Annotated in this window: 22 protein-coding genes; 11 read left to right on the plus strand and 11 right to left on the minus strand. The window is 69.6% G+C overall.

All coding sequences use genetic code 11. From position 1 onward, the window contains the following. The first annotated feature begins 362 nt into the window (after positions 1–362). A complete protein-coding gene (locus JWR33_RS06420) occupies positions 363–773 on the plus strand; it encodes a RidA family protein (protein ID WP_297410367.1) in 411 nt (136 codons plus the stop codon). Between the two features lie 49 nt (positions 774–822). After that, entirely contained in the window at positions 823–1,392 is a 570-nt protein-coding gene (locus tag JWR33_RS06425) for a dihydrofolate reductase family protein (protein WP_297410368.1), read from the plus strand. A gap of 82 nt (positions 1,393–1,474) precedes the next feature. Here the strand turns inward: JWR33_RS06425 and JWR33_RS06430 are convergent, their stop codons facing one another. The 5 genes from JWR33_RS06430 to JWR33_RS06450 all read right to left on the minus strand — a co-directional run bounded on the left by JWR33_RS06430 (position 1,475) and on the right by JWR33_RS06450 (position 6,207). Beyond that, on the minus strand, positions 1,475–2,473 hold the full coding sequence (locus JWR33_RS06430) for a glycerate kinase (protein ID WP_297410369.1): 999 nt from the start codon (positions 2,471–2,473) through the stop codon (positions 1,475–1,477). A gap of 99 nt (positions 2,474–2,572) precedes the next feature. After that, positions 2,573–3,505, minus strand: a complete 933-nt coding sequence (locus JWR33_RS06435) for a 3-keto-5-aminohexanoate cleavage protein (protein ID WP_297410370.1) — start codon at positions 3,503–3,505, stop codon at positions 2,573–2,575. A gap of 25 nt (positions 3,506–3,530) precedes the next feature. Next, entirely contained in the window at positions 3,531–4,406 is an 876-nt protein-coding gene (locus JWR33_RS06440; protein WP_297410372.1) for an SMP-30/gluconolactonase/LRE family protein, read from the minus strand. A 6-nt stretch (positions 4,407–4,412) separates the two neighbouring features. Further along, positions 4,413–5,231 (minus strand): SDR family NAD(P)-dependent oxidoreductase, encoded by an 819-nt coding sequence (locus JWR33_RS06445; protein ID WP_297410374.1) that lies wholly within the window; start codon positions 5,229–5,231, stop codon positions 4,413–4,415. Between the two features lie 25 nt (positions 5,232–5,256). Continuing rightward, positions 5,257–6,207, minus strand: a complete 951-nt coding sequence (locus JWR33_RS06450) for a 3-hydroxyacyl-CoA dehydrogenase family protein (RefSeq protein WP_297410375.1) — start codon at positions 6,205–6,207, stop codon at positions 5,257–5,259. 290 nt (positions 6,208–6,497) lie between these two features. Here JWR33_RS06450 and JWR33_RS06455 point away from each other — a divergent pair, with 290 nt between their 5' ends. The 4 genes from JWR33_RS06455 (at position 6,498) to mmsB (ending at position 11,422) form a co-directional block, all read left to right on the plus strand. Next, on the plus strand, positions 6,498–7,145 hold the full coding sequence (locus JWR33_RS06455; RefSeq protein ID WP_297410376.1) for a GntR family transcriptional regulator: 648 nt from the start codon (positions 6,498–6,500) through the stop codon (positions 7,143–7,145). A 307-nt stretch (positions 7,146–7,452) separates the two neighbouring features. After that, on the plus strand, positions 7,453–8,580 hold the full coding sequence (locus JWR33_RS06460; protein ID WP_297410377.1) for a sugar-binding protein: 1,128 nt from the start codon (positions 7,453–7,455) through the stop codon (positions 8,578–8,580). 110 nt (positions 8,581–8,690) lie between these two features. After that, positions 8,691–10,220: a multiple monosaccharide ABC transporter ATP-binding protein gene (gene mmsA / locus JWR33_RS06465; RefSeq protein ID WP_297410378.1), complete on the plus strand. Its 1,530-nt coding sequence runs from the start codon at positions 8,691–8,693 to the stop codon at positions 10,218–10,220. A 2-nt stretch (positions 10,221–10,222) separates the two neighbouring features. Continuing rightward, positions 10,223–11,422 carry a multiple monosaccharide ABC transporter permease gene (gene mmsB / locus JWR33_RS06470; protein ID WP_297410379.1) on the plus strand — a complete coding sequence of 400 codons (1,200 nt, stop codon included), beginning with the start codon at positions 10,223–10,225 and terminating at the stop codon, positions 11,420–11,422. Between the two features lie 114 nt (positions 11,423–11,536). Here mmsB and JWR33_RS06475 read toward each other — a convergent pair whose 3' ends face one another. After that, on the minus strand, positions 11,537–12,502 hold the full coding sequence (locus JWR33_RS06475) for an acetylxylan esterase (protein ID WP_297410380.1): 966 nt from the start codon (positions 12,500–12,502) through the stop codon (positions 11,537–11,539). Positions 12,503–12,613: 111 nt separating this feature from the next. Here JWR33_RS06475 and JWR33_RS06480 point away from each other — a divergent pair, with 111 nt between their 5' ends. Beyond that, a complete protein-coding gene (locus JWR33_RS06480; RefSeq protein ID WP_297410381.1) occupies positions 12,614–14,287 on the plus strand; it encodes a sodium:proton antiporter in 1,674 nt (557 codons plus the stop codon). Here the strand turns inward: JWR33_RS06480 and JWR33_RS06485 are convergent. From JWR33_RS06485 to JWR33_RS06495, 3 genes are all read right to left on the minus strand, one after another. Further along, positions 14,284–14,988, minus strand: coding sequence for a phosphatase PAP2 family protein (locus tag JWR33_RS06485; protein ID WP_297410382.1), 705 nt, complete (start codon positions 14,986–14,988; stop codon positions 14,284–14,286). The two genes, JWR33_RS06480 and JWR33_RS06485, sit on opposite strands and share 4 nt — an antisense overlap. A gap of 117 nt (positions 14,989–15,105) precedes the next feature. Then, positions 15,106–15,555, minus strand: a complete 450-nt coding sequence (locus tag JWR33_RS06490) for an NUDIX domain-containing protein (protein WP_297410383.1) — start codon at positions 15,553–15,555, stop codon at positions 15,106–15,108. Further along, the gene (locus tag JWR33_RS06495; protein ID WP_297410384.1) at positions 15,552–16,331 is read right to left on the minus strand and encodes an SDR family oxidoreductase; all 780 of its coding nucleotides are present in this window, start codon (positions 16,329–16,331) and stop codon (positions 15,552–15,554) included. Before JWR33_RS06495 ends, JWR33_RS06490 begins: the two co-directional genes overlap by 4 nt. 105 nt (positions 16,332–16,436) lie before the next feature. Here JWR33_RS06495 and JWR33_RS06500 point away from each other — a divergent pair, with 105 nt between their 5' ends. From JWR33_RS06500 to JWR33_RS06515, 4 genes are all read left to right on the plus strand, one after another. After that, positions 16,437–16,916 carry an NfeD family protein gene (locus tag JWR33_RS06500; protein WP_297410385.1) on the plus strand — a complete coding sequence of 160 codons (480 nt, stop codon included), beginning with the start codon at positions 16,437–16,439 and terminating at the stop codon, positions 16,914–16,916. After that, entirely contained in the window at positions 16,913–17,995 is a 1,083-nt protein-coding gene (locus JWR33_RS06505; RefSeq protein ID WP_297410386.1) for an SPFH domain-containing protein, read from the plus strand. The genes JWR33_RS06500 and JWR33_RS06505 overlap by 4 nt, the downstream gene beginning before the upstream one ends. 41 nt (positions 17,996–18,036) lie before the next feature. Continuing rightward, positions 18,037–18,756, plus strand: a complete 720-nt coding sequence (locus JWR33_RS06510; RefSeq protein ID WP_297410387.1) for a glycerophosphodiester phosphodiesterase family protein — start codon at positions 18,037–18,039, stop codon at positions 18,754–18,756. A 108-nt stretch (positions 18,757–18,864) separates the two neighbouring features. Further along, positions 18,865–19,230 (plus strand): RNA polymerase-binding protein RbpA, encoded by a 366-nt coding sequence (locus tag JWR33_RS06515; RefSeq protein WP_297410389.1) that lies wholly within the window; start codon positions 18,865–18,867, stop codon positions 19,228–19,230. 117 nt (positions 19,231–19,347) lie between these two features. On the opposite strand, the gene lnt is transcribed toward JWR33_RS06515, so the two are convergent. Further along, the gene (gene lnt, locus JWR33_RS06520; protein WP_297410391.1) at positions 19,348–20,997 is read right to left on the minus strand and encodes an apolipoprotein N-acyltransferase; all 1,650 of its coding nucleotides are present in this window, start codon (positions 20,995–20,997) and stop codon (positions 19,348–19,350) included. Next, on the minus strand, positions 20,987–23,419 hold the full coding sequence (locus JWR33_RS06525; protein WP_297410393.1) for a DEAD/DEAH box helicase: 2,433 nt from the start codon (positions 23,417–23,419) through the stop codon (positions 20,987–20,989). Before JWR33_RS06525 ends, lnt begins: the two co-directional genes overlap by 11 nt. Between the last annotated feature and the right edge of the window lie 13 nt (positions 23,420–23,432).

Raw genomic sequence — 23,432 nt, forward strand, 5'->3', positions numbered from 1 at the left:
CCTCGACCGCCCCGAGGGCGACGCCGGCGACGCGCTCGAGCGGGCGACCGACGCGGCCTCCGAGGGTGCGGCGTTCGACTCCGGCACCGACTGAGTTTTTGCATCTCCGGATGCGCGCGGCACAGCAGGTGGCGGGCGCATCACCTTGATCGAGCCGCTCCTCGATCGCGTCGCCCTGGTGCCCGTCTTGGCGCTGGCGGCGGAAGCGGACGCACAGCGCCTGCCGCATCGATGTTGACGCTGTACACATTGGGGGACTAGCGTCGGCGCATGAGCGATTTCGTCCGCACAGCGGCCGGGGCCTTCGACCGGAGGGGAGAGGGCTCCGCGGGTGATCTTCATCGCCGAGAGAGGGGCTCGCCATGACCGCCTCCCCATCGCCCGTCGACCCGCCCGAGCTCTTCCGAAGTCCGGCGTTCGCTCAGGGGATGATCGCTCCCGCCGGTCCCCTGCTCTATGTCGGCGGGCAGAACGGCACCGACGGGTCGGGCGCCCTGCTCGAGGGGCTCCTCGCCCAGACCGAACGGGCCCTGCGGAACGTGCTCGCCGTCCTCGCCGAGGCGGGGACCGGCCCGGAGCAGGTCGTGAAGCTGACGATCTTCCTGGACCCCTCTGTGGATCCCGCGGACGCCTACGCCGCGACCCGGTCGGTGTGGGGCGGCCGGCGGACCGCGGTCACTGTGCTCGCTGTCGCGCCGGCACGGCCGGGCGCTCTGGTCGAGATCGAGGCGGTTGCGGCGATCCCCGCGTCACGACCGGGACCGCGGGAATGAGCGGGGGAGCGGTCGTGGGGTCGATCCCGCAGCCGAGGAGGAGATTCCGATGCGCTCCGTGACCTATTCGATGAGCATCTCGCTCGACGGCTACATCGTGGGGCCGGACGGCGGCTTCGACTGGAGTGAGCCCGACGAGGAAGTGTTCCGCTTCGCCACGGAGGAGATACGAGAGGTCGGCGTCCACCTGCTGGGGCGGCGACTGTACGAGACGATGCTGTACTGGGAGAGCGCCGACCATGATCCGGCCCTCGAGGCTTCAGAGCTCGTGTGGGCGGCTCTCTGGCAGGCGCTCCCGAAGGTGGTGTTCTCCACCACGCTGGCGACCGTGCAGGGGAGTGCCCGTCTGGCCTCGGGAGGCCTGACCGAGGAGATCGAGCGGCTGCGCGCCGAGCCGGGCTCGGGCAGCATCGCGATCGGCGGCGCGACCCTCGCCGCAGAGGCGGCCGCGCTCGGCCTGATCGACGAATACCGAGCGAGGATCTACCCGGTGCTGGTCGGCGGCGGAATTCCGTTCTTTCCGCAGCGCGAGCGTCGAGTGGATCTCGAGCTGGTCGAGACTCGCCTGTTCGCCTCGAAGGTCGTCTACGTCCGGTATCGGGTGGCCAGGTCCCACTGACGCGACCTGCGGAGGCGGGGCCACGGCGTGCCTGCGGCGCGTGCCGCACGCCGTCCGTTCCCGTGAACTGACATAATGTGCATTATCGGCGCTCGAGGTGAGGGTGGATTCCGGCCTCTGCTACGGCCTCCGCGATCGCCTGCCCGGCGGCAGTCATCGCCGCGGCATCGGATGCCACGATGACCTGACGGAAGACGTCCACATAGTCGCCGACGTCCGCGCCCACGGAGCCCACGACGGCGAAGACCGGAAGCCCCGCACTGCGGGCGGCGATGGCGGACACGATCTTGCCCTGACGGGTCTGGGCATCGAGTCGTCCCTCGCCCACGACGATCGCCCTCGCGCGAGCGACATGCTCGTCGAGGCGCAGCAGATCGAGGATGTAGTCGGCCCCTGAGACGAGCTCGGCGTCGTACTGGGCCCACATGCCGCCGGAGAACCCTCCTGCGGCTCCCGTTCGCGCGGTGTCCCACGGGTCCTTGGGCAGACGACGGGCGAGCTCCCGGAGGCGCTCCGTGAGGAGGGCGATCGTCGCGGTGTCCGCCCCCTTCTGAGGACCGAACACCTCCGCTGCGGCGGCGTAGCGGGTGGTCACGTCGGAGAGCACGACGACCTTCGCGCCGCGCATGCCCCCGTTCGCCTCGATCGCTTCGATGGCTCCCCAGCCCCCGTCGGTGGTGGCGGAGCCGCCGGCCGCGACCAGGATCCGCCGAGCGCCGAGGTCAACGGCCCGAGCCATCAGCAGACCGGTTCCGTACGTGCTCGCCGTGACGGGGTCACGCGGGCCGGCGGTCGGAGTGTGCAGCCCGCTGGCGGACGCGACCTCGATGATGGCCGTGCCGTCCGCGGCCACGCCGATCTCCGCCGTCATCGGGTCGCCCCAGCACGACACCGTCTCGACCGGCACGGTGCGGGCGCCGAGCGACGTGGACAGGGCGCTCAGGGTGCCTTCTCCGCCGTCCGCCACGGGCAGCTCGAGCGCGCTGCCGCCGGCACGCCGGATCCCGGCCGCGATGGCGGCGGCGACCTGGTCCGCCGAGTAGGTGCCCTTGAAGCTGTCCGGGGCCACGATGACCGTCATCGCGCCCCCGCTCCCCCGCCGCCTGTCGCGCTTCCCGCGGTCTCCCGCCGGGGATGCGCGAAACGAGGGGCGTGGGCCTCTCCCCCGCCGCCGCGCACGTCAGAACCCGACGCTGTCCCGGCCCTTGAGGCCGAGCATCTGGCGTGCCTCGTCGGGTGTGGCCACCTCGAAGTTGAGCGCCTCGAGGATGATCCGGATCCGGGACACCTGCTCTGCGCTGGACTTGGCGAGCTGCCCCGGCCCGATCCACAGGGAGTCCTCCAGCCCGACGCGCACGTGCGAGCCCATTGCCGCGCCCATGGTCGCGAGCGGGATCTGGTTCCGGCCGGCGCCGAGGATCGACCAGAGGTACTGGTCGCCGAGGAGGCGGTCGGCAGTGCGCCGCATGTGCATGAGGTCTTCCGGATCACCGCCGATCCCGCCGAGCAGGCCGAAGACCGACTGGACGAAGAGGGGCACCTTCGGCAGCCCGCGGGAGAGGAAGTGCGCGAGGTTGTAGAGGTGGGAGATGTCGTAGCACTCGAACTCGAAGCGGGTGCCGTTCGCTTCGCCGATGCCGAGGATGGTCTCGATGTCCGAGAAGGTGTTCTTGAAGACCAGGTCACGGCTCTTCTCGAGACCCTCGCGCTCCCAGTCGTTCTTGAATTCCTTGAACCGGTCGAGCATCGGGTACAGCCCGAAGTTCATCGAGCCCATGTTGAGCGAGGCCAGCTCCGGCTTGAATGCCGCGACGGGCCGGAGGCGTTCCTCGACGGTCATGTGGGGCGAGCCACCCGTCGTGATGTTGACGATCGCATCGGTGTTCGCCTTGAGCTTGTCGAGGATCGGCACGAAGTGCTCCGGATCCTGGGACGGGCGGCCGTCGGCCGGGTGCCTGGCGTGCATGTGCACGATCGCCGCACCCGCCTCCGCCGCGCCGAGCGCGGCGTCGGCGATCTGCTCGGCGGTGACCGGCAGGTACTCCGACATCGAGGGAGTGTGGATCGCGCCGGTCACGGCGCTCGTGATGATGACCTTGCGCTTCTCAGCCATAGGGGTCCTTCGGTCGGGATCGGGCCTACGGCGCGATCAGTGGTCGATGCAGAGGCTGTCCCGGAGCGGGGAGCGGGCCGCCGTAGAGGTTCAGGTGCTCACCGGCGAGATTGGCGGTGACCAGGCAGGAGAGGTCCTCCCCCGCGAAGGCGATGTTCGTGGGAGCCTGCAGGTACTGGGCGGTCCAGTCGTCGGAGACGACCTCGGACTCCCCCGTCGCGACATCGATGCGGTAGATGGCGTCGGGCCGGTACATGCTCGCGTAGAGCCGGCCTGCTGCGTCGAAGGCGATGCCGTCGGTGAAGGTGCGGGGCCTGCTCCACACCCGCTCCGGAGTGCCGGCACTCCCCCGGGCTTCGATCGGCACGCGCCAGATGGCGGACGTGCCGGATTCGGCGACGTAGAGCGCGCTGCCGTCGGGGGCGAGCGCCAGCCCGTTCGGGAAGTGGCAGAGGCTGTCGAGCCACACGGTCGTCTCGCCCCCGGGGAGGACGCGGAAGAGCACCCCGTCGTCCTTCTCCCACGTGCCAGAGTCGCTCAGGTAGAGCGTCCCGTCGGGGCCGAAGACCGGGTAGTTGGGGGTGATCAGCGGGCGGTCAGCGGTGCCGCCGGTGTAGGGCTCGAAGGCGAAGCTGTCCGGATCCGTCCGGAGGAGCCGACCGTTCCCGCGCTCGCACGCGTAGATCCGGCCCCGGGAGTCCAGGGCGAGGCCCAGCACGAAGGAGCCGGGCCCGAAGTGGGCCACCTGCTCGACCGTGCCGTCGAGCGTCACGCGGTACAGCTCGCCGTGCCGGCCGCCCGCGTACAGCACCTCCCGATCCGGATCCCAGACGACGCCTTCCGGCGCGTTCAAGCCGACCGCGAACGGGCGGAACTGTGCGGGTCGAAGCGGCAGCGTCACGCGGGCTCAGTCCTTGTGCCGGTGGCCGACCGAGCCGTTGATGGTGAGCCCGCCGTCGGCGAAGATGACCTGCCCGGTGATGTACCGGGCGCCCGGGGACGCGAGCATGACGATCGCGTCCGCGATCTCCTCGGGCTCCGCGATGCGCCCGAGCGGGATGCGGGTGCGGTACGTCGCGCGGACCGAGTCGTCCCAGCTGTCGGTGTTCAGCGGGGTCTCCACCGCTCCCGGCCCGATGGCGTTGACGGTGATGCCCTTCGGTCCCAGCTCCACTGCGAGCGAGCGGGTGAGTCCGGCGATCCCGCCCTTCGCCGTGACATAGGCCGTCATCTCGGTGGCCGGCATCGGGTCGACGCAGGAGCTCAGGTTGATGATCGTCCCGGCACCGGCCGGAACCATGTGGCGGGCAGCCGCGCGGGCGCCCCGGATGAAGCCGAACAGGTTGGAGTCGAGCAGGTCGCTCCAGGCGGCGTCGGTCATGTCGAGGAACGGTGCCACGAGCAGGCGGGCCGCGTTGTTGACCCACACGTCGATGCCGCCCCAGGCGGCTGCGGCGTCGTCGGCCAGGGCATCCACCTGCTCGGTCGACTTCATGTTGCCGACCCGGATCAGAGCGGTTCCGCCTCGGGCCTCGATCTCCTCGGTGAGCTCCCGCGAATCATCCTCGGAGTCGAGATGAAGCCCCGCGATGCGCGCGCCCTGATCCGCGAAGGCGAGCGCCGTCGCACGGCCGATGCCTCGCGAGATCCCGGTCACGACAACGCGCTGACTCCCGGCGCGTGCTGCGGATCCGGCGGTCGAAGCCGCCTGCGATGCTCCCGTCACGTGTGGTCTCCTTCTTGTCGGGAATTCAGTTCAGGGGGGCGGGGCCGAGCTCGTCGAGGAGCCTCTGCATCATCACGTACGCCTTGTTGCGGTAGGCGAGGAGCTCGGGGACCCGTTCGGCGGGGACGTTGAGGAATCCGGCGCCCGTCTTCGTGCCCAGCTTTCCCGCCGTGACGAGGTCCTCCAGGATCCGGGGAGTCTTGAACCGCTCCGGGAAGGTGGTCTGCAGCTGCTGGTAGCAGAACGCGTAGACGTCGAGCCCGGCCATGTCGGCGACGGCGAAGGGGCCGAAGAGAGGAAGACGGAAGCCGAAGGTGGACCGGACGATGGTGTCGATGTCCTCGGGGGACGCGATTCCCTCCTCGGCGAGCAGAGCCGCCTCATGGAAGAGCGCGTACTGCAGCCGGTTCATCACGAAGCCGGTGACGTCTTTGACCGTCGCGGTCTGCTTGCCGGACGCGGCGACCGTCGATCGAGCCGTCTCGACGGCGGCGGGGTCGGTGCCCGCGTGCGGGATCAGTTCGACCCCGGGGATGAAGGGAGCGGGGTTGGCGAAGTGCACGCCCAGGAAGCGCTCGGGCGCGTCGACCGCGACAGCAAGTGCCGCGATCGAGATGGTCGAGGTGTTGCTTCCGATCACGGCGTCGCGTCGCGCGGCGGCGCTGATCCGGCTCAGCGTGGCGTGCTTGATGTCGAGGACCTCGGGCACCGCTTCGACCACGAAGTCGGCGTCCGCGACGGCCGCCTCGATGGACGGGGCCGCCCAGAGGTTCTCGCGGAGGGTCTCGGTGGCGCCGGCGGGAAACAGCCCGTCTGCGATGTACGCCTCCGACTCGTCCAGGAGCCGCGCGAGGTTCCTCTCCGCGACCTCGGCCGAGACGTCGGCGAGGGCGACGCGCGCTCCGGCCAAGGCGAACACCTGGGCGATCCCTCCGCCCATGTACCCGGATCCGACGACTGCGATCTGCTGTGCCATGGCGATCAGTTCTCCTGGTGGTGCCGCGGGCCGGCGTGTCGAGCCGAGGAGGAGTGAACGTCCTCCCGGGTGGCCTTCCCGCTCGGCGGGTGGCAGATTGTCGTCGGACGCCCGTGATCGAGCTCCGGCACGGTCGTGGCGGGGAAAGCCGCCGGCGATGCTCCCCGACGCGCGGCAGTGGCCGCTCGTCGGTCCTGTTCCCCGGTGAACATGCGTCGACTGTAAGGCAGGTATACAGGGGTGTCAATTCAATGATCTTGCTATCGTGAAGCGATCCGAAAGGTGACGTCATGCCCTCCCTGCCGGTTCTCTCCTTGACCGACGCGCTGACCTCCGAGCTCCGCGCGCGTGTGACCAGCGGCGCCCTCGGCCCGGGCGAGGTGCTCTCCGAGGTGGGGCTGGCCAAGCACTACGCGATTGCGCGGCCGACGGCCAAGGCTGCCGTCGAGCGCCTGGTGGCCGAAGGCCTGCTGGAGCGCGCCGCTCACAAGAGCGCTCGTGTGCCCGTGATGGATCTGGCGAGAGTCCGTGACATGTACTTCGCTCGCGGCCTGATCGAGGCCGAGGCCTACCGGCTGCTCGCGCAGCACGGCTCGACGCCGGCCGAGGCGGTGGAGGCGAACGAGAGGCTGAAGGCCGCCGCCCACGCGGAGGAGCTGAGCGACTTGGTCGATGCGGACGTGAGCTTCCACCGGTCGCTGATCGACCACCTCGGAAGCCCTCGGATCACGGCCACCCACCGGGCCCTCATCAACGAGATGCGCCTGTGTCTCGTCCAGGTTCAGGCCCAGCGGCTGCTCGACCCGCTGGTGATCGCTCGGGAGCACGACGGGATTCTCGACGCCATCACCCACGGCGACCCTGAGGCCGCGGCCGACGCCTCACGACGCCACCTGGAGCATGCGCTGGCCGAATTGACCCCGCACCTCACAAGCTGATCACGCTCGGCGCGCTTGCTTGCATCGCCCCCGGCCCTGATATAGGTTCCGAACGTCGCATCGATCTGTGACATTGCATTACAGGAGCACAACGCATGGGCGCGTCAGCGGAACTGGTCTCAGGGCTTGTCGGCTGTGTGCACCCGCGCAATCGGCAGTCAGCCGGACCATCGCGTCGTTCTCCCGTTCATTGCGGTTAGCGGCCTCTCTTCCGTGCGACGCCGTCGCAGGGAAGGCTTCACCTGGCCTGCGTCCCCGCGGTGAACAGTGACGTCCCGCATCACCACAACAGAAGGACCAATACGACATGGCAATTAACAAGAAGATCGCGGCTGTCGCCGCGGCGGCGGCGCTTGCGCTGACGATGAGCGCCTGTGCTTCGGGCGGCGGCGGCTCGACCGGCGGCGGCTCGACCGACGGCAGCCAGGCGTCGGCCGACTGCAACGTCGGAATCGCGATGCCGACCCGCAGCCTCGAGCGCTGGATCGGGGACGGCGAGGGCCTGCAGCAGCTGCTGAAGGACCAGGGCTGCACCACCGACCTCCAGTACGCGGACAACAAGACCGACCAGCAGATCTCCCAGATCCAGAACATGATCGCCGGTGGCGCCAAGTACCTGGTGATCACGGCAATCGACTCCGCGACGCTCGGTCAGGTCCTCAGCGAGGCCAAGGACGCGGGCGTCAAGGTCATCGCGTTCGACCGTCTGATCACCGGCTCCGACGCGGTGACCTACCACGCGGGCTTCGACAACTACGCCGTCGGCGAGGCTCAGGGCAAGTTCATCGAGGAGCAGCTCGGTCTGAAGGACGGCAAGGGCCCGTTCAACTTCGAGCCGTTCGCCGGCAGCCCGGACGACAACAACGCCGGACAGTTCTTCGCCGGCGCGTGGGACATCCTGCTCCCCTACGTGGAGAGCGGAAAGCTGGTCGTGAAGTCCGGCAAGGCCCCCAAGTCGAACGACGAGTGGACCTCCATCGGCATCCTCGGCTGGGGCAGCGATGACGCCCAGGCCGAGATGGAGAACCGCCTCGCGTCGTTCTACGCAGGCGGCGACAAGGTCGACGCGGTCCTCTCCCCGAACGACAGCCTCGCGCTGGGTATCGAGGCGGCCTTCACCGGCGCGGACTACAAGGTCGGTCAGGACTGGCCGATCATCACCGGCCAGGACGGTGACAAGGCCAACGTCAAGGCGATCCTCAACGGCCAGCAGGCCATGACGGTCTGGAAGGACACTCGCGAGCTCCGCAAGCGCGTGGCATTGATGATCCAGCAGGACCTCGCCGGCGACAAGGTGGAGACCAACACCACCTTCGACAACGGCAAGGTCGAGGTGCCCTCGTTCGGGCTCCCCGTCGAGGCCGTCACGAAGGACCTGGTCCAGGAGAAGCTCATCGACTCTGGCTTCCTCAAGGCCGCGGACGTCGGTCTGTAGCCTGACCCAGTGAACAGGCCGGGCTTGCCGGGATCTCAGGATCCCGGCAGGCCCGGCCCTCTCCGGGCCCCGGGTCCGCCATGACATCGAGCAAGGAGGCTTACCCAAGCATGAGCAACACGATCCTGCGGATGCACGAGATCAGCAAGGACTTCAGCGGTGTGAAGGCGCTCGACGGCGTCTCTCTCGAGGTCGAGCGCGGCCAGGTGCACGCCATCTGCGGCGAGAACGGCGCAGGCAAGTCGACCCTGATGAAGGTGCTCAGCGGGGTGTATCCCCACGGCACCTACGACGGGACCATCGAGTTCGAGGGGGCCGAGACGGCCTACAAGACCATCAACGACAGCGAGGCTGACGGGATCGTCATCATCCATCAGGAGCTGGCGCTCAGCCCCTACCTCTCCATCGCGGAAAACATCTTCCTCGGCAACGAGAATGCCAGGAACGGCGTGATCGACTGGAACAAGACCAACCGCGAGGCCACCCTGCTGCTGGCCCGCGTGGGGCTGGACGAGAACCCGGCCACCAAGATCCTCGAGCTCGGAGTGGGCAAGCAGCAGCTCGTCGAGATCGCCAAGGCCCTGTCCAAACGGGTCAAGCTGCTGATCCTCGATGAGCCGACCGCAGCCCTCAACGACGAGGACTCGGACCACCTGCTCTCACTGATCAATCACCTGCGCGAGCAGGGCATCACCTCGATCATCATCTCCCACAAGCTCAAGGAGATCCGCAAGATCGCCGACACCGTGACCATCATCCGGGACGGCAGGACCGTTGAGACGTTCAGCATGCGCGGTGAGGACGCCACCGAGGCGCGGATCATCCGCTCCATGGTCGGACGGCCGCTCGACCACCTGTTCCCCCCGCGTGATCCGCACATCGGCGAGGAGATCCTCAGAGTCGAGGAGTGGAACGTCTACCACCCGGTCGACACGGCACGGAAGGTGGTCGACAACGCTCACTTCACCGTGCGGGCGGGCGAGATCGTCGGCTTCGCGGGCCTCATGGGCGCCGGCCGGACGGAGCTGGCCATGAGCATCTTCGGACGCTCCTACGGGACCAACATCAGCGGCCGGATCTACAAGAACGGCAAGGAGATCACGGTCCGCACGGTCGACGACGCGATCCGGCACGGCATCGCCTACGCCACCGAGGACCGGAAGAAGTACGGCCTGAACCTCATCGGCGACATCACCGTCAACGTGTCCGCGGCCGCGCTCGGCAAGCTCGCCAAGAACGGCGTGATCGATCGCAATCGCGAATACGCCACGGCGGACTCCTACCGCAGATCCATGAACATCAAGGCACCCAGCGTGCGTTCCATCACGGGGAAGCTGTCCGGCGGCAATCAGCAGAAGGTCGTGCTGAGCAAGTGGATCTTCAGCGGTCCCGACGTGCTCATCCTCGACGAGCCGACGCGCGGCATCGACGTGGGAGCGAAGTACGAGATCTACGGGATCATCAACGAGCTGGCCGCGCAGGGCAAGGCGGTCATCGTGATCTCGTCCGAGCTGCCCGAGCTGATCGGCATGGCCGACCGGATCTATGCCATCTCGGAGGGCAAGCTCACGGGCGAGGTCCCGAGAGCAGAAGCGACACAGGAAGTCCTCATGCACTACATGACCGCGGGGAAAGGCTGACCATGACCGACACACTCACCCAGCAGCCGGCCGATCTGCACCCGGCCAAGCCGAGGCGCCGGATGCGGATAGACACTCGTCAGTACGGGATCTTCGGTGCGCTCGCCATCGTGGTGCTCCTGTTCCAGGTGCTCACCGGGGGCAAGCTCCTCTTCCCCCTCAACGTGAACAACCTGATCCTGCAGAACGCGTACGTCCTGATCCTGGCCATCGGAATGGTCATCGTCATCATCGCCGGCCACATCGACCTGTCGGTCGGGTCCGTCGCCGCGATGGTGGGCGCCGTCGCCGCTCTGTCCATGAGCCAGTTCCACCTGCCCTGGTATGCGGCTGTGCTCATCTCGCTCCTCGTCGGCGCCGCGGTCGGGGCGTGGCAGGGGTACTGGATCGCCTTCGTCGGGATCCCCGCCTTCATCGTGACGCTCGCGGGGATGCTCGTGTTCCGCGGCCTCACCCTGGTGCTGCTCACCCGGGGCACCATCAGTGGCCTCGAGGACCCGTTCGTGGCGATCGGAGCCGGCTCCCTGGGGAAGACCGGCAACCCGGATCTGATCACGCTCCTGATCGGCGCCGTCGCGGTGGTCGGGTTGATCGGGATGGGCCTGCGCACCCGGCGCACCCTCAAGAGGCTCGAGCTGCCGCGTGAGCCCGCCGGCTCGTTCTGGCTCAAGTCGATCCTCGTGTCCGCGGCGATCATGGCCATCGCCTGGCTGCTCGCCAACGCGAAGGGCACCCCGGTGATCCTCGTGGTGCTCGGAGTGCTGATCCTCAGCTACACCTTCGTGCTCAACCGCACCGTCTTCGGACGGCACGTCTACGCCATGGGTGGCAACCTCTTCGCGGCCGTCATGTCCGGAGTCAAGACGAAGTGGGTCAACTTCTTCATCTTCGTCAACATGGGCGTCCTCGCAGCGCTCGCGGGCATCGTGAGCACCGCCCGCGCCGACAGTGCCGTGGCCGGAGCGGGCCAGAACTTCGAGCTCGACGCCATCGCAGCCGTCTTCATCGGTGGCGCATCGGTCCAGGGCGGTGTCGGCACCATCGGTGGCGCCATCATCGGTGGCCTGCTGATCGGCGTGCTGAACCAGGGACTGTCGATCCTCGCCGTCGACGCGGCGTGGCAGCAGGTCATCAAAGGACTGGTGCTGCTCATCGCCGTCGCCTTCGACATCATCAGCAAGCGCAGGTCGGGCGGCCGCTAGTCCCCGCCTCCCGGAGACGGGACAGGAGAGCCGCACCGTGCGGTGGCGATGCGCCACCGCACCGGTGCGGCTCTCCTCCGTGCGCCACCGACTCGGGCGCCGGCGTCGAAGACCTCAGGCGCCCAGAAGCTCGGGAAGGGCGCGCAGGGTGCGGAGATCGTCGTCGATCTCGCCGCCCTCGTGCCCGTTGTGCGGCCAGACCGTGATCGATTTAGGACCGCCGTAGGCGTTGTAGGCGCCGAAGACGGTGGACGGCGGGCAGGTGAGGTCCATCAGTGCCGCCGAGAAGCGGGCCGGCGCGACGCCCCTTCTGGCGAAGTTCACGCCGTCGAAGTAGGAGAGCGTCTCCTGGACCTGGTCGAACTTCTCGCGGTGAACAGCCAGGTAGCGGCTGATCTCGCGGTACAGCTCATGGTCCGTGATCACCGTGGCGCGCGGGAAGTCGCAGAGGAACGGCACGTAGGCGATGACCGCCTGGATGTCCGGCACCAGCGCCGAGACGGCCAGCGCCATGCCGCCGCCCTGGCTCGTGCCCAGCACGGCGATGCGTGACGCGTCCACGGCGTCCATGGCCCGCGCGGCGTCCACCGCCCGCGCCGCATCGGTGAAGAGGCGGCGGTAGTAGTAGGTCTCGCGGCTCTCGATGCCGCGGGTCATGAACCCGGGAACCTGGGGTCCCGTTCCGGCGACGTCGGCGGTCGCCCCGGCGCTCCAGACAGAACCCTGGCCGCGCGTGTCCATCTGGAAGTGCGCGTAGCCGGAGGCCGCCCACAGCAGGCTCTCCTCCGCGCGCCCCCGGCCACCGCCGTAGCCCACGTACTGGACGACGGTCGGGAGCGGCCCCGCCGCGCCCGCCGGCACCCGCAGCCAGCCCTTCACGGGCTGGCCGAGGTAGCCGCCGAACGTGACGTCGTAGACGTCGATGGCGGTGAGGGGCGACTCCGCCGGGACGACCTGCAGGGCCAGATCGAAACCGCGGCTCTCCTCGAGAGTCGATGCCCAGAAGGAGTCGAAATCCTCGGGGTCCTTCTGGCTGCTGCGGTAGCGGCGCAGTTCAGGCTCGGGCAGGTCGCTGTGCATGGTCGTGCCAATCGCGCTGGTGCTCGTGGATCGGAGACGCTCCGATCACTCCTCACCCTAGTGGCGTCATCGCGGGCCCATGAGGTGGCGTCCAGACGGCAGAATCGGTGGATGGACTCGGTGGCCACGATCATCTGGATCGTCTCCTTCGTGATCGTGACGGTCACCGTCACCGGGTTCGCCGGACGCTGGGGAGTCTCGGCTCCCGTGGCTCTTGTGGCGCTCGGCGCGATCGCGTCGTTCGTCCCCGGCGTGCCGGACATCGAGATCGAGCCCGATCTCGTGCTCTTCGGCGTCCTGCCGCCCCTGCTCTTCGCGTCCGCGATCCGCGCTTCCGTCGTCGACATCACGGCGCGACTCGACAGCATCCTGCTGCTCTCCGTTGGGCTCGTCGCGTTCACCTTCGTCCTGGTCGGGTTCACGACCTGGCTCGTGGTGCCCGGCATCACGCTGGCTGCGGCGCTCGCCTTCGGCGCCGTGGTCGGGCCCACCGACGCCGTGGCGGTCACGGCGATCGCGGGCCGGCTGCGGCTCCCCCGCCGGGTGCTCACGATCCTCGAGGGCGAGAGCCTCCTCAACGACGCAGTGGCCCTGGTCGCGCTCAGCGCCTCGATCACCGCCATCGTCAGCGAGGTGAGCCCGGGATCCGTGGCTCTGGACCTGGTGCTGGCCGTCGGCGTGGGAGTCGGCGCCGGCTTTCTCGTCGGCTTTCTCATCGCCGCGATCCGCAAGCGCCTGGAATCCCCCGTGCTCGACACCAGCCTGTCGCTTGTCACGCCCTACGTCGCGTTCATCCCGGCACAGCTCCTGCACGGCTCGGGCGTGCTCGCGGTCGTGATCGCCGGCCTCTTCCTCGGCTACCGCTCCCCCACCATCCAGTCGGCGGAGGCGCGCATCGCGGAGTCGATCAACTGGCGCACCGTCCGCTTCCTGCTCGAGAACGCCGTGTTCCTCCTCATCGGGCTGAGCCTCGCCGGCATCTTCGCCGAGGCGGTCGCGGACTCCCCCGGCCTGTGGCCGTCGGTCGTGATCGGTGGGGCGGTGCTGGCGGCGGTCTTCCTGGCTCGCGTCCTCTGGGTCGCCATGTCCACGGTGCTGTATCGCAGCGGGCCCGCGTGGCTGCGGGAGCGCGGCTGGCGCTGGAACAACTCGATCGCCGTTGCCGTCTCCGGGATCCGCGGGGTGGTCACTCTGATCGCCGTGTTCCTGCTGCCGGCGGAGACGCCGTCCCGGGGCTTCCTGCAGTTCCTCGCGTTCGTGGTGATCGCCGGCTCACTCGTCTCGGGCCTCGCGCTTCCGTGGGTGATCCGCCGCCTGCGCCTGCCGCCGCCCAACGAGATGCAGGAGCAGACGCAGCGCCGCCTCCTCATGTCGGAGGCGCAGGCGGCCGGACTCGCGCGGCTCGAGGCCGAGGCGCCCGAGGGTGTGGAGGATCGCGTCCTCAACCGGCTGCGCGTCAACGCCACCTTCCTCACCGAGGAGACCGAGGACGATCTCGAGCCCGAGGATGCGCCCCGCTTGAAGGTCTACGCCAACCTGCGGCGCAAGATGATCGAGGCCGAGCGGGACACGGTCCGGCAGGCCAGGGCCGAGGGGCGATACGAGGAGTACGCCGTCCGCGCGGTGCTCGCGGCGATCGACGCCGAGGAGCTGGCACTGCGGGCGACCGCTCCCCACCCGCACGACTCCGCTCCGAAGCCCGAGAAGACGAGCGGCCCGGCTCGCGCGGCGGCATCGGCGACCGCGCCGGACGCGTCGCCCGCGACCGACGGCCGTGACCGCTAGGCCGCAGGCACTCCCGGGGCCGGGGCGACGGCGCGCTTTCGGAGCGTCTCCCGATGGAGCCGGTGCGCGAGCGGCGCCCACACGATGATCGCGACGGCTGCGCCCAGGACGAGGCCGCCCAGGGTGTCGGTCAGCCAGTGGGCGCCGAGGTAGTTGCGGCTGAGCAGCATGCAGACGGTCCAGATGGCCCCGAGGGCCCACACCCACCAGCGGTTCACGATGATCGCGAGCACGACGGCGATCGTCGCGGCGTTCGCCGTATGCCCGCTCGGGAATGAGCCGAAGTCCGCGCTGACCAGGATCTGCTCCGGGCGAGGCCGGTCCACGGTGTTCTTGAGGATCTGCACGAGCACCGCGCTGAGCACGCTCGCCGCGAGGAAGTAGACGGCCCCCACCCGGCGCTTGAAGAGCAGGAGCAGCACGAGGATCAGGATGGGCACCACGACGACGCCGAAGATGCCGCCGCCGAGGAAGTCGAAGACGCGAGCCACCGACTCCCAGAACGGGGACCTGTTCTCGTATAGCTCGTCCATCCACTTGGAGTCGACCTCGTACGGCACGACGGCCGAATGTCGGAGAGCGATCAGGGCGCCGCCGAGGACGACCAGGGCCAGCGCGACGATCCCGCTGACGAGGGGCCACTTCCTCTGAACCGCCAGGGTCTGGCGGTCCTGCTTGTGGAGGGTCTGGGTATCGCTCATCCCCCGATGGTAGGTCGGGACCGCCCGGGAGCAGTTGTCCGCTGCTGCCGGTTGACATCGCCCCGCGGCATGGCGCAGTCCTCCCCTGCGGCGAGGACGGCTCGGGCGATGAGCGGGCTAGCGCAGCGTCTTCGCACCCGCGGCGAGCAGCTCGGGCAGCGAACCCGGCTCGTAGTCGTGCTCGTCCGCCTCGAGCTCCTCGGCGCTGAGCCAGCGCCAGCCGAGCACGTCCGCCCGCTCCTCGTCGGTCCAGCCTGCCGCGGACGGCTCGAACCGGTCGACCCGCACGGCGTACCACTCCCAGTGGCTGGTGTCGTAGTCGTGCCAGCGGGCGTCGGGCACGAAGTCCTCGGCGAAGAAGGCGGTCGGCACGCGCACGAGCGACAGGCCGGTCTCCTCACGCACCTCCCGCAGGGCGGCGGTGGCGTGGTCCTCGCCCGGGTCCACTCCCCCGCCGGGCGTCGCCCAGCGCGGCGGCACCGAGTGCGACTTGCCGTACTGCAGGAACATCAGCACGCGATCGTCGGCGTCGAAGAGGAGCACGCGCGAGGTGGCGCGGAACCTCACGACGCGACGAAGCTCGACACGTCGCCCACCAGGCGGGTGTTGTCGGCGGGCACCGGCTCGATCACCGCGAGGGCGACCTCCGCCGCGAACTCGGCCACGTTGTAGAGTCGGCCCGCCGCCTCCTTGCGTGCCGAGATGGCGCCCGGCCGGGCACGCTCCAGCAGGGTCGCCGTGATGGTGCCCTCGATCATGTCGCCCGAGACGACGACGAAGTCGATGCCCCGCTCCCGGAGCTCCGGAATCCGCTCACGGAGCGCGTCCTCACCGGCGCGCTTGCTGACGGCGACCGGCTCGTACTCGGGCATGGTCTGCACCTCGCGGATGAAGTGCGCCTGATGGCTGGTGACGAACACCACGCGGCCGCCGTCGGCCAGCAGCGGAAGCGCGGCGTCGAGGACGCCCAGCTGGGCGTCGCGGTTCAGTCGCAGGGCGTAGTCGGCGGGCATGCCCGACTCCATGCCGCCCGAGGCGTTGAGGACGAGGACGTCGAGCCCGCCCCACTCCCCCTCGATCCTCGCGAACAGGTCGGCCACCGAGGCGGGATCCGTGAGGTCGGCGCCGACGGCGATCGCCTCGCCGCCCCGCTCGCGGAGCTGCTCGACGAGCTGAACGGCTCGCTTCTCCTTGTTCCGGTAGTTCACGACGACCTTGGCGCCCGCCTGGGCGAGATAGACGACGGTATCGGCGCCAACGCCCCGGGAGGAGCCTGTGACCAGGACGCGTCGGCCGGACAGCGCGCCGGCGGGAAGGGGATTCGATTCAGGCGCAGCAACCACGATCCGACCTTAGCAACCGGCACGGCAGGGCCCGCGGTCGCGCTCCTGAGGCGGTGTCGCCGGAAGGCGCTAGATTCTGCAGTACCCCGACCGGGAAGGACGCCGATGCTGCCCGACCTCACGCAGTACCTGTGGATCGTGTGGCTGTGCTTCATCGGGGTCTGCGTCATCATCGAGCTCCTCACCCTCGAGTTCACCTTCCTGATGATCGCGACCGGCAGCCTGGGCGGCTTCGCCGCCAATCTCCTCGGCGCCCCATGGTGGGTGCAGATCCTGGTCGCCCTCGTCCTCGCGGTGCTGCTGATCCTCCTGATCCGGCCCGTGCTGCTGCGCCTCACCCGGAAGGGCGCCGACCCGACGCCCACCAACCTGTCCGCGCTCTACGGCATGAGCGGCCGAGTGGTGCTCGAGCTCGGCGAGAACGGCGGCCAGGTCAAGCTCGCCAACGGCGAGACGTGGACCGCCGCCTTCGAGGGCTCCCCGCCCGAGGTCCCCCTGCCGATCGGCTCCGCCGTCGTCGTCTCAGCGATCCGCGGGTCCACCGCCTTCGTCATCCCATCTACCGAGAGGAGGGCGGGCGCATGACCGACCCGGCCGGATTCCTGGCGCAGCTCTTCGTGGTCGCGCTGCTCATCGTCGTCGCCGTGTTCGTGGTGGTGGTGCTCGCCCGAGCGATCCGCATCATCCCGCAGGCGTACGCGGGCGTCGTGGAGAGACTCGGCAAGTACCACAAGACGCTCACGCCGGGCCTCAACATCCTGGTGCCCTTCATCGATCGCGTGCGGCCCCTCGTCGACATGCGCGAGCAGGTGGTCTCGTTCCCGCCGCAGCCCGTGATCACCGAGGACAACCTGGTCGTCTCGATCGACACGGTGGTCTACTTCCAGGTCACCGATGCCCGCGCCGCCACCTACGAGATCGCGAACTACCTCGGGGCCGTCGAGCAGCTCACCACCACCACGCTGCGCAACGTGGTCGGCGGGCTCAACCTCGAGCAGGCACTGACGAGCCGCGACAACATCAACAGCCAGCTGCGCGTCGTGCTCGACGAGGCGACCGGAAAGTGGGGCATCCGCGTCGGCCGCGTCGAGCTCAAGGCCATCGACCCGCCCGCGTCCATCCAGGACTCCATGGAGAAGCAGATGCGCGCCGAGCGCGACAGGCGGGCCCAGATCCTCACCGCGGAGGGAACCAAGCAGGCCGCGATCCTCACTGCAGAGGGGGCTCGGCAGGCCGCCATCCTGCAGGCAGAGGGTGACGCCAAGGCTCAGGTGCTGCGCGCCGACGGCGAGGCCCAGGCCATCGCGACGGTCTTCAACGCCATCCACCTCGGCAACCCCGACGGGCCCCTCCTGGCCTATCAGTATCTGCAGACGCTGCCGAAGCTCGCCGACGGTGCGGCCAACAAGCTCTGGATCATCCCGAGCGAGCTCACGGAGGCGCTCAAGGGCATCGGCAGTGCCCTCGGCGGCCGAGCTGGGCCGTCCGCCCCGATCGACGAAGAGGAGCGTGCCGCCGCGCGCGGCCGGGCCGCCGATGCGGCCGCGTCAGCTCGGGCCTCCGCCGATGCGGCGCGGGCGGAGGCGGCGGAGGCCGCGGCCGGTGCCGACGTGACCGCCCGCACGCAGCCCGGCGTGCCGGACGTGCCGCCGCCCGCGGCGTGAGCCGCCCGCCTCGGCCCTACTTCTCTCCCCCGGGACCCCGGGTGATCGCGCATCGCGGCCTGGCGCTGCACGGCGAGCTGGAGAACAGCATCGACGCGTTCGCCGCCGCCCTGGCCGCCGGAGCCCAGTACCTGGAGACCGACGCGCACGCGACCGCGGACGGCCACGCGGTGCTGCTGCACGATCCGGAGCTCCGCCGGATCGCCGCTCTCGATCGGCGGGTCGCCGACCTGACACTCGCGGAACTCCGCGCGGTCGAGGCTGGGGGCGCGTCGATCTGCACCCTCGTCGACGCATTGCAGACCTTTCCGTCTGCCCGCTTCAACATCGATGTCAAGGCGGCCGAGGCAGCCGTCCCCGTCGCCGCGGCGATCCGCGCGGCCGGCGCGTCCGACCGGGTGCTGATCGCCTCCTTCCGGGCGTCGCGGCGGCGCGCCACGCTCGTCCGCCTGGGCGATGTCGCCACGTCCGCGTCCGCCGAGGAGATCCTCCCCGCCGTCCTCGGCGCAGCACTCGGGCTGAAGGCGGTCGTGCGGGCGGCTCTGCGGCGGGTCGACGCCGTGCAGATCCCGAAGCGCATCCTCGGGATCCCCACCACCACACCGAGGATGCTGGCCGCGTTCGCCGACGCGGGCGTGGAGGTGCACATCTGGACCGTCAACGACCCCGTGGAGATGCGCCGACTGCTCGCCGCGGGGGTGCGCGGCATCGTCACGGACCGCTGCGACCTGCTCGTCGAGGCGCTCTTTCGGCCCAGCTGAAACTCGTCCCCCCTCGCCCTGGGAAGGTTCTGGGAATGCCGCGAGGGGGGAAGACTGGCTTCCGCACCGAGGTTGAGGATGGGGACCACCAGGGAGAGGAGTCACACAATGGCAGATCGAAGTTTGCGCGGCATGCGACTCGGAAGTCAGAGTCTGCAGAGCGAAGAGGGCGTCGTCTTCTCGCCTCGGAGCATCGCGACGTACCGCAGTGAAGACGGGTCGACCTTCGAGGTGACGTTCGCTGAGGAGGCGGAGGTCCCCGAGAAGTGGATGTCGCCGAAGAGCGGCAAGGAAGGTGTGCTGCTCGAGAGCGACGGCACTCCGGTGGAGCAGGCTCACGTCGAGACCAAGGCGCCGCGCACCCATTGGGACATGCTGCTCGAGCGTCGGACGCGCGCAGAGCTCGAGGAACTCCTCGAGGAGCGGCTCCAGTACCTCAGAGCACGTCGGGGCAAGCAGTCCATCGCCTCCTGACCCCGCACGCGAACAGAGGAAGGGCCGCCGGATCTCCGGCGGCCCTTCCTCTGTCTCTCCGCCGACCTGCCCAGTTCTGTCGCATTTCGGCCGGAAACAGCGACAGAAGTGGGCGGGTCAGCGTCGCCGGCGCCGCGGACCGGTGAGCGCGGCGACGCTCAGCGCCGCCAGGCCGAAGCCCGACACCAGGAGCTCGAACTGCCGTCCGGCGAGCACGGCAGGGGTCAGCCCGTTCCGCAGGGGGATCGCGTCGATCATCGCCCCCGCCGTGTAGGTCGGCAGGGTGTCGAGGGTCGCGCCTTCCGGGGCGATCACGGCGCTCGTGCCGACCGTCGAGATGTTCACCACGGTGCGTCCGGTCTCGAGGGCGCGGATCCGCGCGATGGCCAGCTGCTGCACGCTCTCGTCGGTGCGCCCGAAGTCGGCGTTGTTGCTCTGCGCGAAGATGGCCTGGGCGCCGTTCTGCACGGTCTCCGTCATCAGCTGGTCGTCCACGATGTCGAAGCAGATGTTGACGCCGACGAGCGCGGTCCCGAGATCGAACACCGAGTCGTTCGTGCCGGCCGTGTACTCGCGCTCGATCAGCCCGATCAGGTCGGGTGCGAGCGGCTCGAAGAACTTGCGCTCGGGCACGTACTCGCCGAACGGCACGGGGTGCCGCTTGTCGAAGATGTCGATCGCGCCCTTCCCGGACTCCCAGAGCAGGGACGAGTTGTAGAACTTGCCGTTCCGGGTGGTGATCGCGCCGGTGATGAGGGGCGCGTGCACCGCGGCCGCGACGATGTCGAGCTCCTCGGCCGCCCGAGCGGACTCGAGCGGGTCCAGGTCGCTCGCCCCCTCCGGCCAGAGCAGCACGTCGATGTCCTCGCCGAGGACCGGCAGGGTCGCCGACACGTGCCCGTCGAGGATCTCGCCCTGGTAGCCGCGCTGGTCGAAGTACGCGGAGCGCGTGTTGCCCTGGATGGCGGCGACGGTGAGCGTGCCGGCGTCCGCCGTGCGCCAGCCGGGCACCGCAAGGACGGCGGCTGTGGCGACGGCGACCACCAGTGCCCGCTGCAGCGCCCCCCTGCGCCCCGGGGATACGACGGTCCGGCGCGGGCCCGGCCCCGTCGCTCGGGGGCGCCAGAACCAGGCCTCGAGGGCGAGCGCGGTCAGCCAGGCGAGCACGAAGCCGACTCCGGAGATGCCGAGCCACGGGAAGAGGTCGGCGAACGGGCTCTCCGACTGCGACATCGCGATGCGGCCCCAGGAGAACCCGCCGTACGGCCAGACGGCGCTGATCGCCTCCCTCGCAGTCCACAGCCCGGCGATCGCGAGGGGAAGCAGGCCGAAGCGAGCGGCGACAGAGGGCCAGGCGGCGGGCACGATCCGGTAGGCGAGTGAGATCAGCACGCTGCCCGCGGCGACGAACAGCGACTGGAGGCTCGAGAGCGCGAGCCACGGCAGGACCCCGAGGAACAGCGTGGCCCACTGGATGTGCACGAGGTAGAAGGTGAGCCCGAACACGAGGCCGACGAGGAACGCCGCCCACGCCCGCCGGCCGCGCAGGGCGACGAGCACGGTGCCGACCCCGACGAAGACGAGCGGCCAGATCCCGGTGTCCGGGAAGGCGCCGTCGAGCAGCAGGCCCGAGAGCACGGCGAGCAGCAGGGCGCCCCAGAGCGGCACGACCGCGCGGGTGCGGTGGGCCGGCGCCGGCCGCACACCAGCGGCGCGGGTCCGCTGCACCCGCGCCGGACGCGTGGGCGCCTCGGCGTCAGCTGACACTGGAGTACGCCACGATGCCCCGCCGGATCGCGTCGAGTGCCTGCCGTGCGGTGCGCGCTTGGCGTCCGTCCGCGACGATCGAGATCTGGTCGAGCACGTCGATGGTCTGCTTCGACCAGCGCACGAAGTCCCCCGCCTGCAGGTCCGCATCCCGCAGCACCTGGTCGAGCGGGCCGCCTCTCGCCCACTTGTGCATGGCGATGACGAGCCCGGTGGAGGGCGGATTCGACCCGGGCAGCTTGTGCTCGCGCTCCACGTCGTCGAGGCGCGCCCAGATCTCCTGGAGGCGCTCCAGCGAGACGCGGAACGGCCCACGGGGGAAGAACCGCTCCGCGGCGGGCTCCTCCTCCCGGCGTGGCTCGAAGACGAGGGTCGTGGCGAGAGCAGCGAAGGACGCAGGGTCGAGGTCGTTCCACACTCCCCGGCGCAGGGACTCCGCGACGAGGAGGTCCCGCTCCCCGTAGATCCGCTTGAGCATCGTCCCGCTGCCGGTGAGCACGATCTGACCGTCCGCGTCGCGCTTGAGGTAGCCCTCCTCCAGGAGCACGTCGGTGACCCGGTCGAACACCTTGGCGACCGCGCCCGTCCTGGTCGCGATCTGCTGGCGCAGCTGATCGGTCTGGCGCTTGAGCCGCCACCACCGCTCCGCCCAGCGGGACAGCTCCTCACGCCGGGGCGAGGCGTGGCCCGGGTGCGCCTTGAGCTTGCGGCGCAGGTCGGCGAGGCGCCGCTGCTGCTTCTCCTGCTGCGCCCGGCTCCGTCCGCCGTTCTGTGCGTTGCTCTTCTCCAGGTCGCTGATCTCCCGCCGGATGGACGCGTACTCGGCGAAGTCGCCGGTCTGGCCGGTCTCATCCTTCATCGCCGCCTCGTAGCCGGCGAGCGACTCCTCCTGCTGGCGGACCTTGCGGGCGAGGTCGACGACGGCCCGGTCCGCCTGGAACTGCGCGAAGCTCGATTCGAGGATGTCGCGGGTCCGGTCCCGGCCGAACTGCTCGATGAGGTTGACCGCCATGTTGTAGGTGGGGCGGAAGCTCGAGTTGAGGGGGTAGCTGCGACGGGAGGCGAGGGACGCCACCGCCTGGGGCTCCATCCCGTCCACCCACTGGATGACCGAGTGGCCCTCCACGTCGATCCCGCGGCGCCCGGCGCGCCCGGTCAGCTGCGTGTACTCCCCCGGGGTGATCGGCACCCGCGCTTCGCCGTTGAACTTCTCCAGCTTCTCGAGCACCACGGTGCGCGCGGGCATGTTGATGCCGAGGGCGAGGGTCTCGGTGGCGAACACGACCTTCACCAGCTTCCGCTGGAAGAGCTCCTCCACCACCTCCTTGAATGCGGGCAGGAGGCCGGCATGGTGGGCCGCGACGCCCCGCTCGAGTCCCTCCATCCACTCCCAGTAGCCGAGGACGGCGAGATCCTCGTCACGCAGGGTGCGGCACCGGTCGTTGACGATGGCACGGATCTCCTCGCGCTCCCAGGTCTCGGTGAGGCTCGCACCCCCGCGCAGGGTCTGCCGGACGGCGGCGTCGCAGCCGGCGCGGCTGAAGATGAAGAAGATGGCCGGCAGCAGGTTGCGCTCGTCGAGCAGGGCGATGATGTCGGAGCGCTCCATGCGCCCCATATCGGGCCGGCTGCCACGGTGCCGGTGGTCGGGAGCGCCTCGGGTGCCCTGCATCCGGCCGCCGTACCGGGCGAGCTGCGCGAGCTCCGGGTTCACCCGGTTGGTGGAGGCGAGCCCGGACGAGTCGAACAGGTCGACCAGCTTGCTGCGGACGAGCACGTGCTGCTGCAGCGGCACCGGGCGGTCCTCGGAGACGATCACGTCGGTGTCGCCCCGAACGGCCTGCAGCCAGTCGCCGAACTCCTCGGCGTTCGACACGGTGGCGCTCAGCGACACCAGCCGGATGCCCTGCGGCAGATGGATGATGACCTCCTCCCAGACCGGGCCGCGGAAGCGGTCGGCGAGGTAGTGCACCTCGTCCATCACCACGAAGGCGAGGTCGCGGAGCAGGTCGGAGTCCGCATAGAGCATGTTGCGGAGCACCTCGGTGGTCATCACGACCACCCGGGCGCGCGAGTTGATGTTGGTGTCACCGGTGAGGAGTCCGACGTTCTCCTCGCCGTAGGTCTCGACCAGCTCGTTGTACTTCTGGTTGGACAGCGCCTTGATGGGGGCCGTGTAGAACACCTTGGCCGATGGCTCCTGCATCGCCAGGTACACCGCGAACTCCGCGACGATCGTCTTGCCCGCCCCCGTGGGGGCGGCGACCAGGACCCCCCTGCCGTCCTCGAGGGATTCGCAGGAACGCACCTGGAACGGGTCCAGGTCGAAGCTCTGCGCCGCCTCGAACGCGTCGAGCGCGGGGTAGCGGCGCTTCTGGCGGGAGGCGGCGAAGCGTTCGGCCGGCGTCAGTTCGGTGCTCATCGAGGGACCTTTC

This window comes from Naasia sp. (assembly GCF_025465545.1).
Classification (GTDB): domain Bacteria; phylum Actinomycetota; class Actinomycetes; order Actinomycetales; family Microbacteriaceae; genus Naasia.

Excerpts from the sequence above, each read along its gene's own strand:
- JWR33_RS06420 (WP_297410367.1), top strand. The coding sequence starts at position 363 with ATGACCGCCTCCCCATCGCCCGTCGACCCGCCCGAGCTCTTCCGAAGT.
- JWR33_RS06425 (WP_297410368.1), top strand. The coding sequence starts at position 823 with ATGCGCTCCGTGACCTATTCGATGAGCATCTCGCTCGACGGCTACATC.
- JWR33_RS06430 (WP_297410369.1), bottom strand. The coding sequence starts at position 2,473 with ATGACGGTCATCGTGGCCCCGGACAGCTTCAAGGGCACCTACTCGGCG.
- JWR33_RS06435 (WP_297410370.1), bottom strand. The coding sequence starts at position 3,505 with ATGGCTGAGAAGCGCAAGGTCATCATCACGAGCGCCGTGACCGGCGCG.
- JWR33_RS06450 (WP_297410375.1), bottom strand. The coding sequence starts at position 6,207 with ATGGCACAGCAGATCGCAGTCGTCGGATCCGGGTACATGGGCGGAGGG.
- JWR33_RS06455 (WP_297410376.1), top strand. The coding sequence starts at position 6,498 with ATGCCCTCCCTGCCGGTTCTCTCCTTGACCGACGCGCTGACCTCCGAG.
- JWR33_RS06460 (WP_297410377.1), top strand. The coding sequence starts at position 7,453 with ATGGCAATTAACAAGAAGATCGCGGCTGTCGCCGCGGCGGCGGCGCTT.
- mmsA (WP_297410378.1), top strand. The coding sequence starts at position 8,691 with ATGAGCAACACGATCCTGCGGATGCACGAGATCAGCAAGGACTTCAGC.
- mmsB (WP_297410379.1), top strand. The coding sequence starts at position 10,223 with ATGACCGACACACTCACCCAGCAGCCGGCCGATCTGCACCCGGCCAAG.
- JWR33_RS06475 (WP_297410380.1), bottom strand. The coding sequence starts at position 12,502 with ATGCACAGCGACCTGCCCGAGCCTGAACTGCGCCGCTACCGCAGCAGC.
- JWR33_RS06480 (WP_297410381.1), top strand. The coding sequence starts at position 12,614 with ATGGACTCGGTGGCCACGATCATCTGGATCGTCTCCTTCGTGATCGTG.
- JWR33_RS06485 (WP_297410382.1), bottom strand. The coding sequence starts at position 14,988 with ATGAGCGATACCCAGACCCTCCACAAGCAGGACCGCCAGACCCTGGCG.
- JWR33_RS06500 (WP_297410385.1), top strand. The coding sequence starts at position 16,437 with ATGCTGCCCGACCTCACGCAGTACCTGTGGATCGTGTGGCTGTGCTTC.
- JWR33_RS06505 (WP_297410386.1), top strand. The coding sequence starts at position 16,913 with ATGACCGACCCGGCCGGATTCCTGGCGCAGCTCTTCGTGGTCGCGCTG.
- JWR33_RS06515 (WP_297410389.1), top strand. The coding sequence starts at position 18,865 with ATGGCAGATCGAAGTTTGCGCGGCATGCGACTCGGAAGTCAGAGTCTG.
- JWR33_RS06525 (WP_297410393.1), bottom strand. The coding sequence starts at position 23,419 with ATGAGCACCGAACTGACGCCGGCCGAACGCTTCGCCGCCTCCCGCCAG.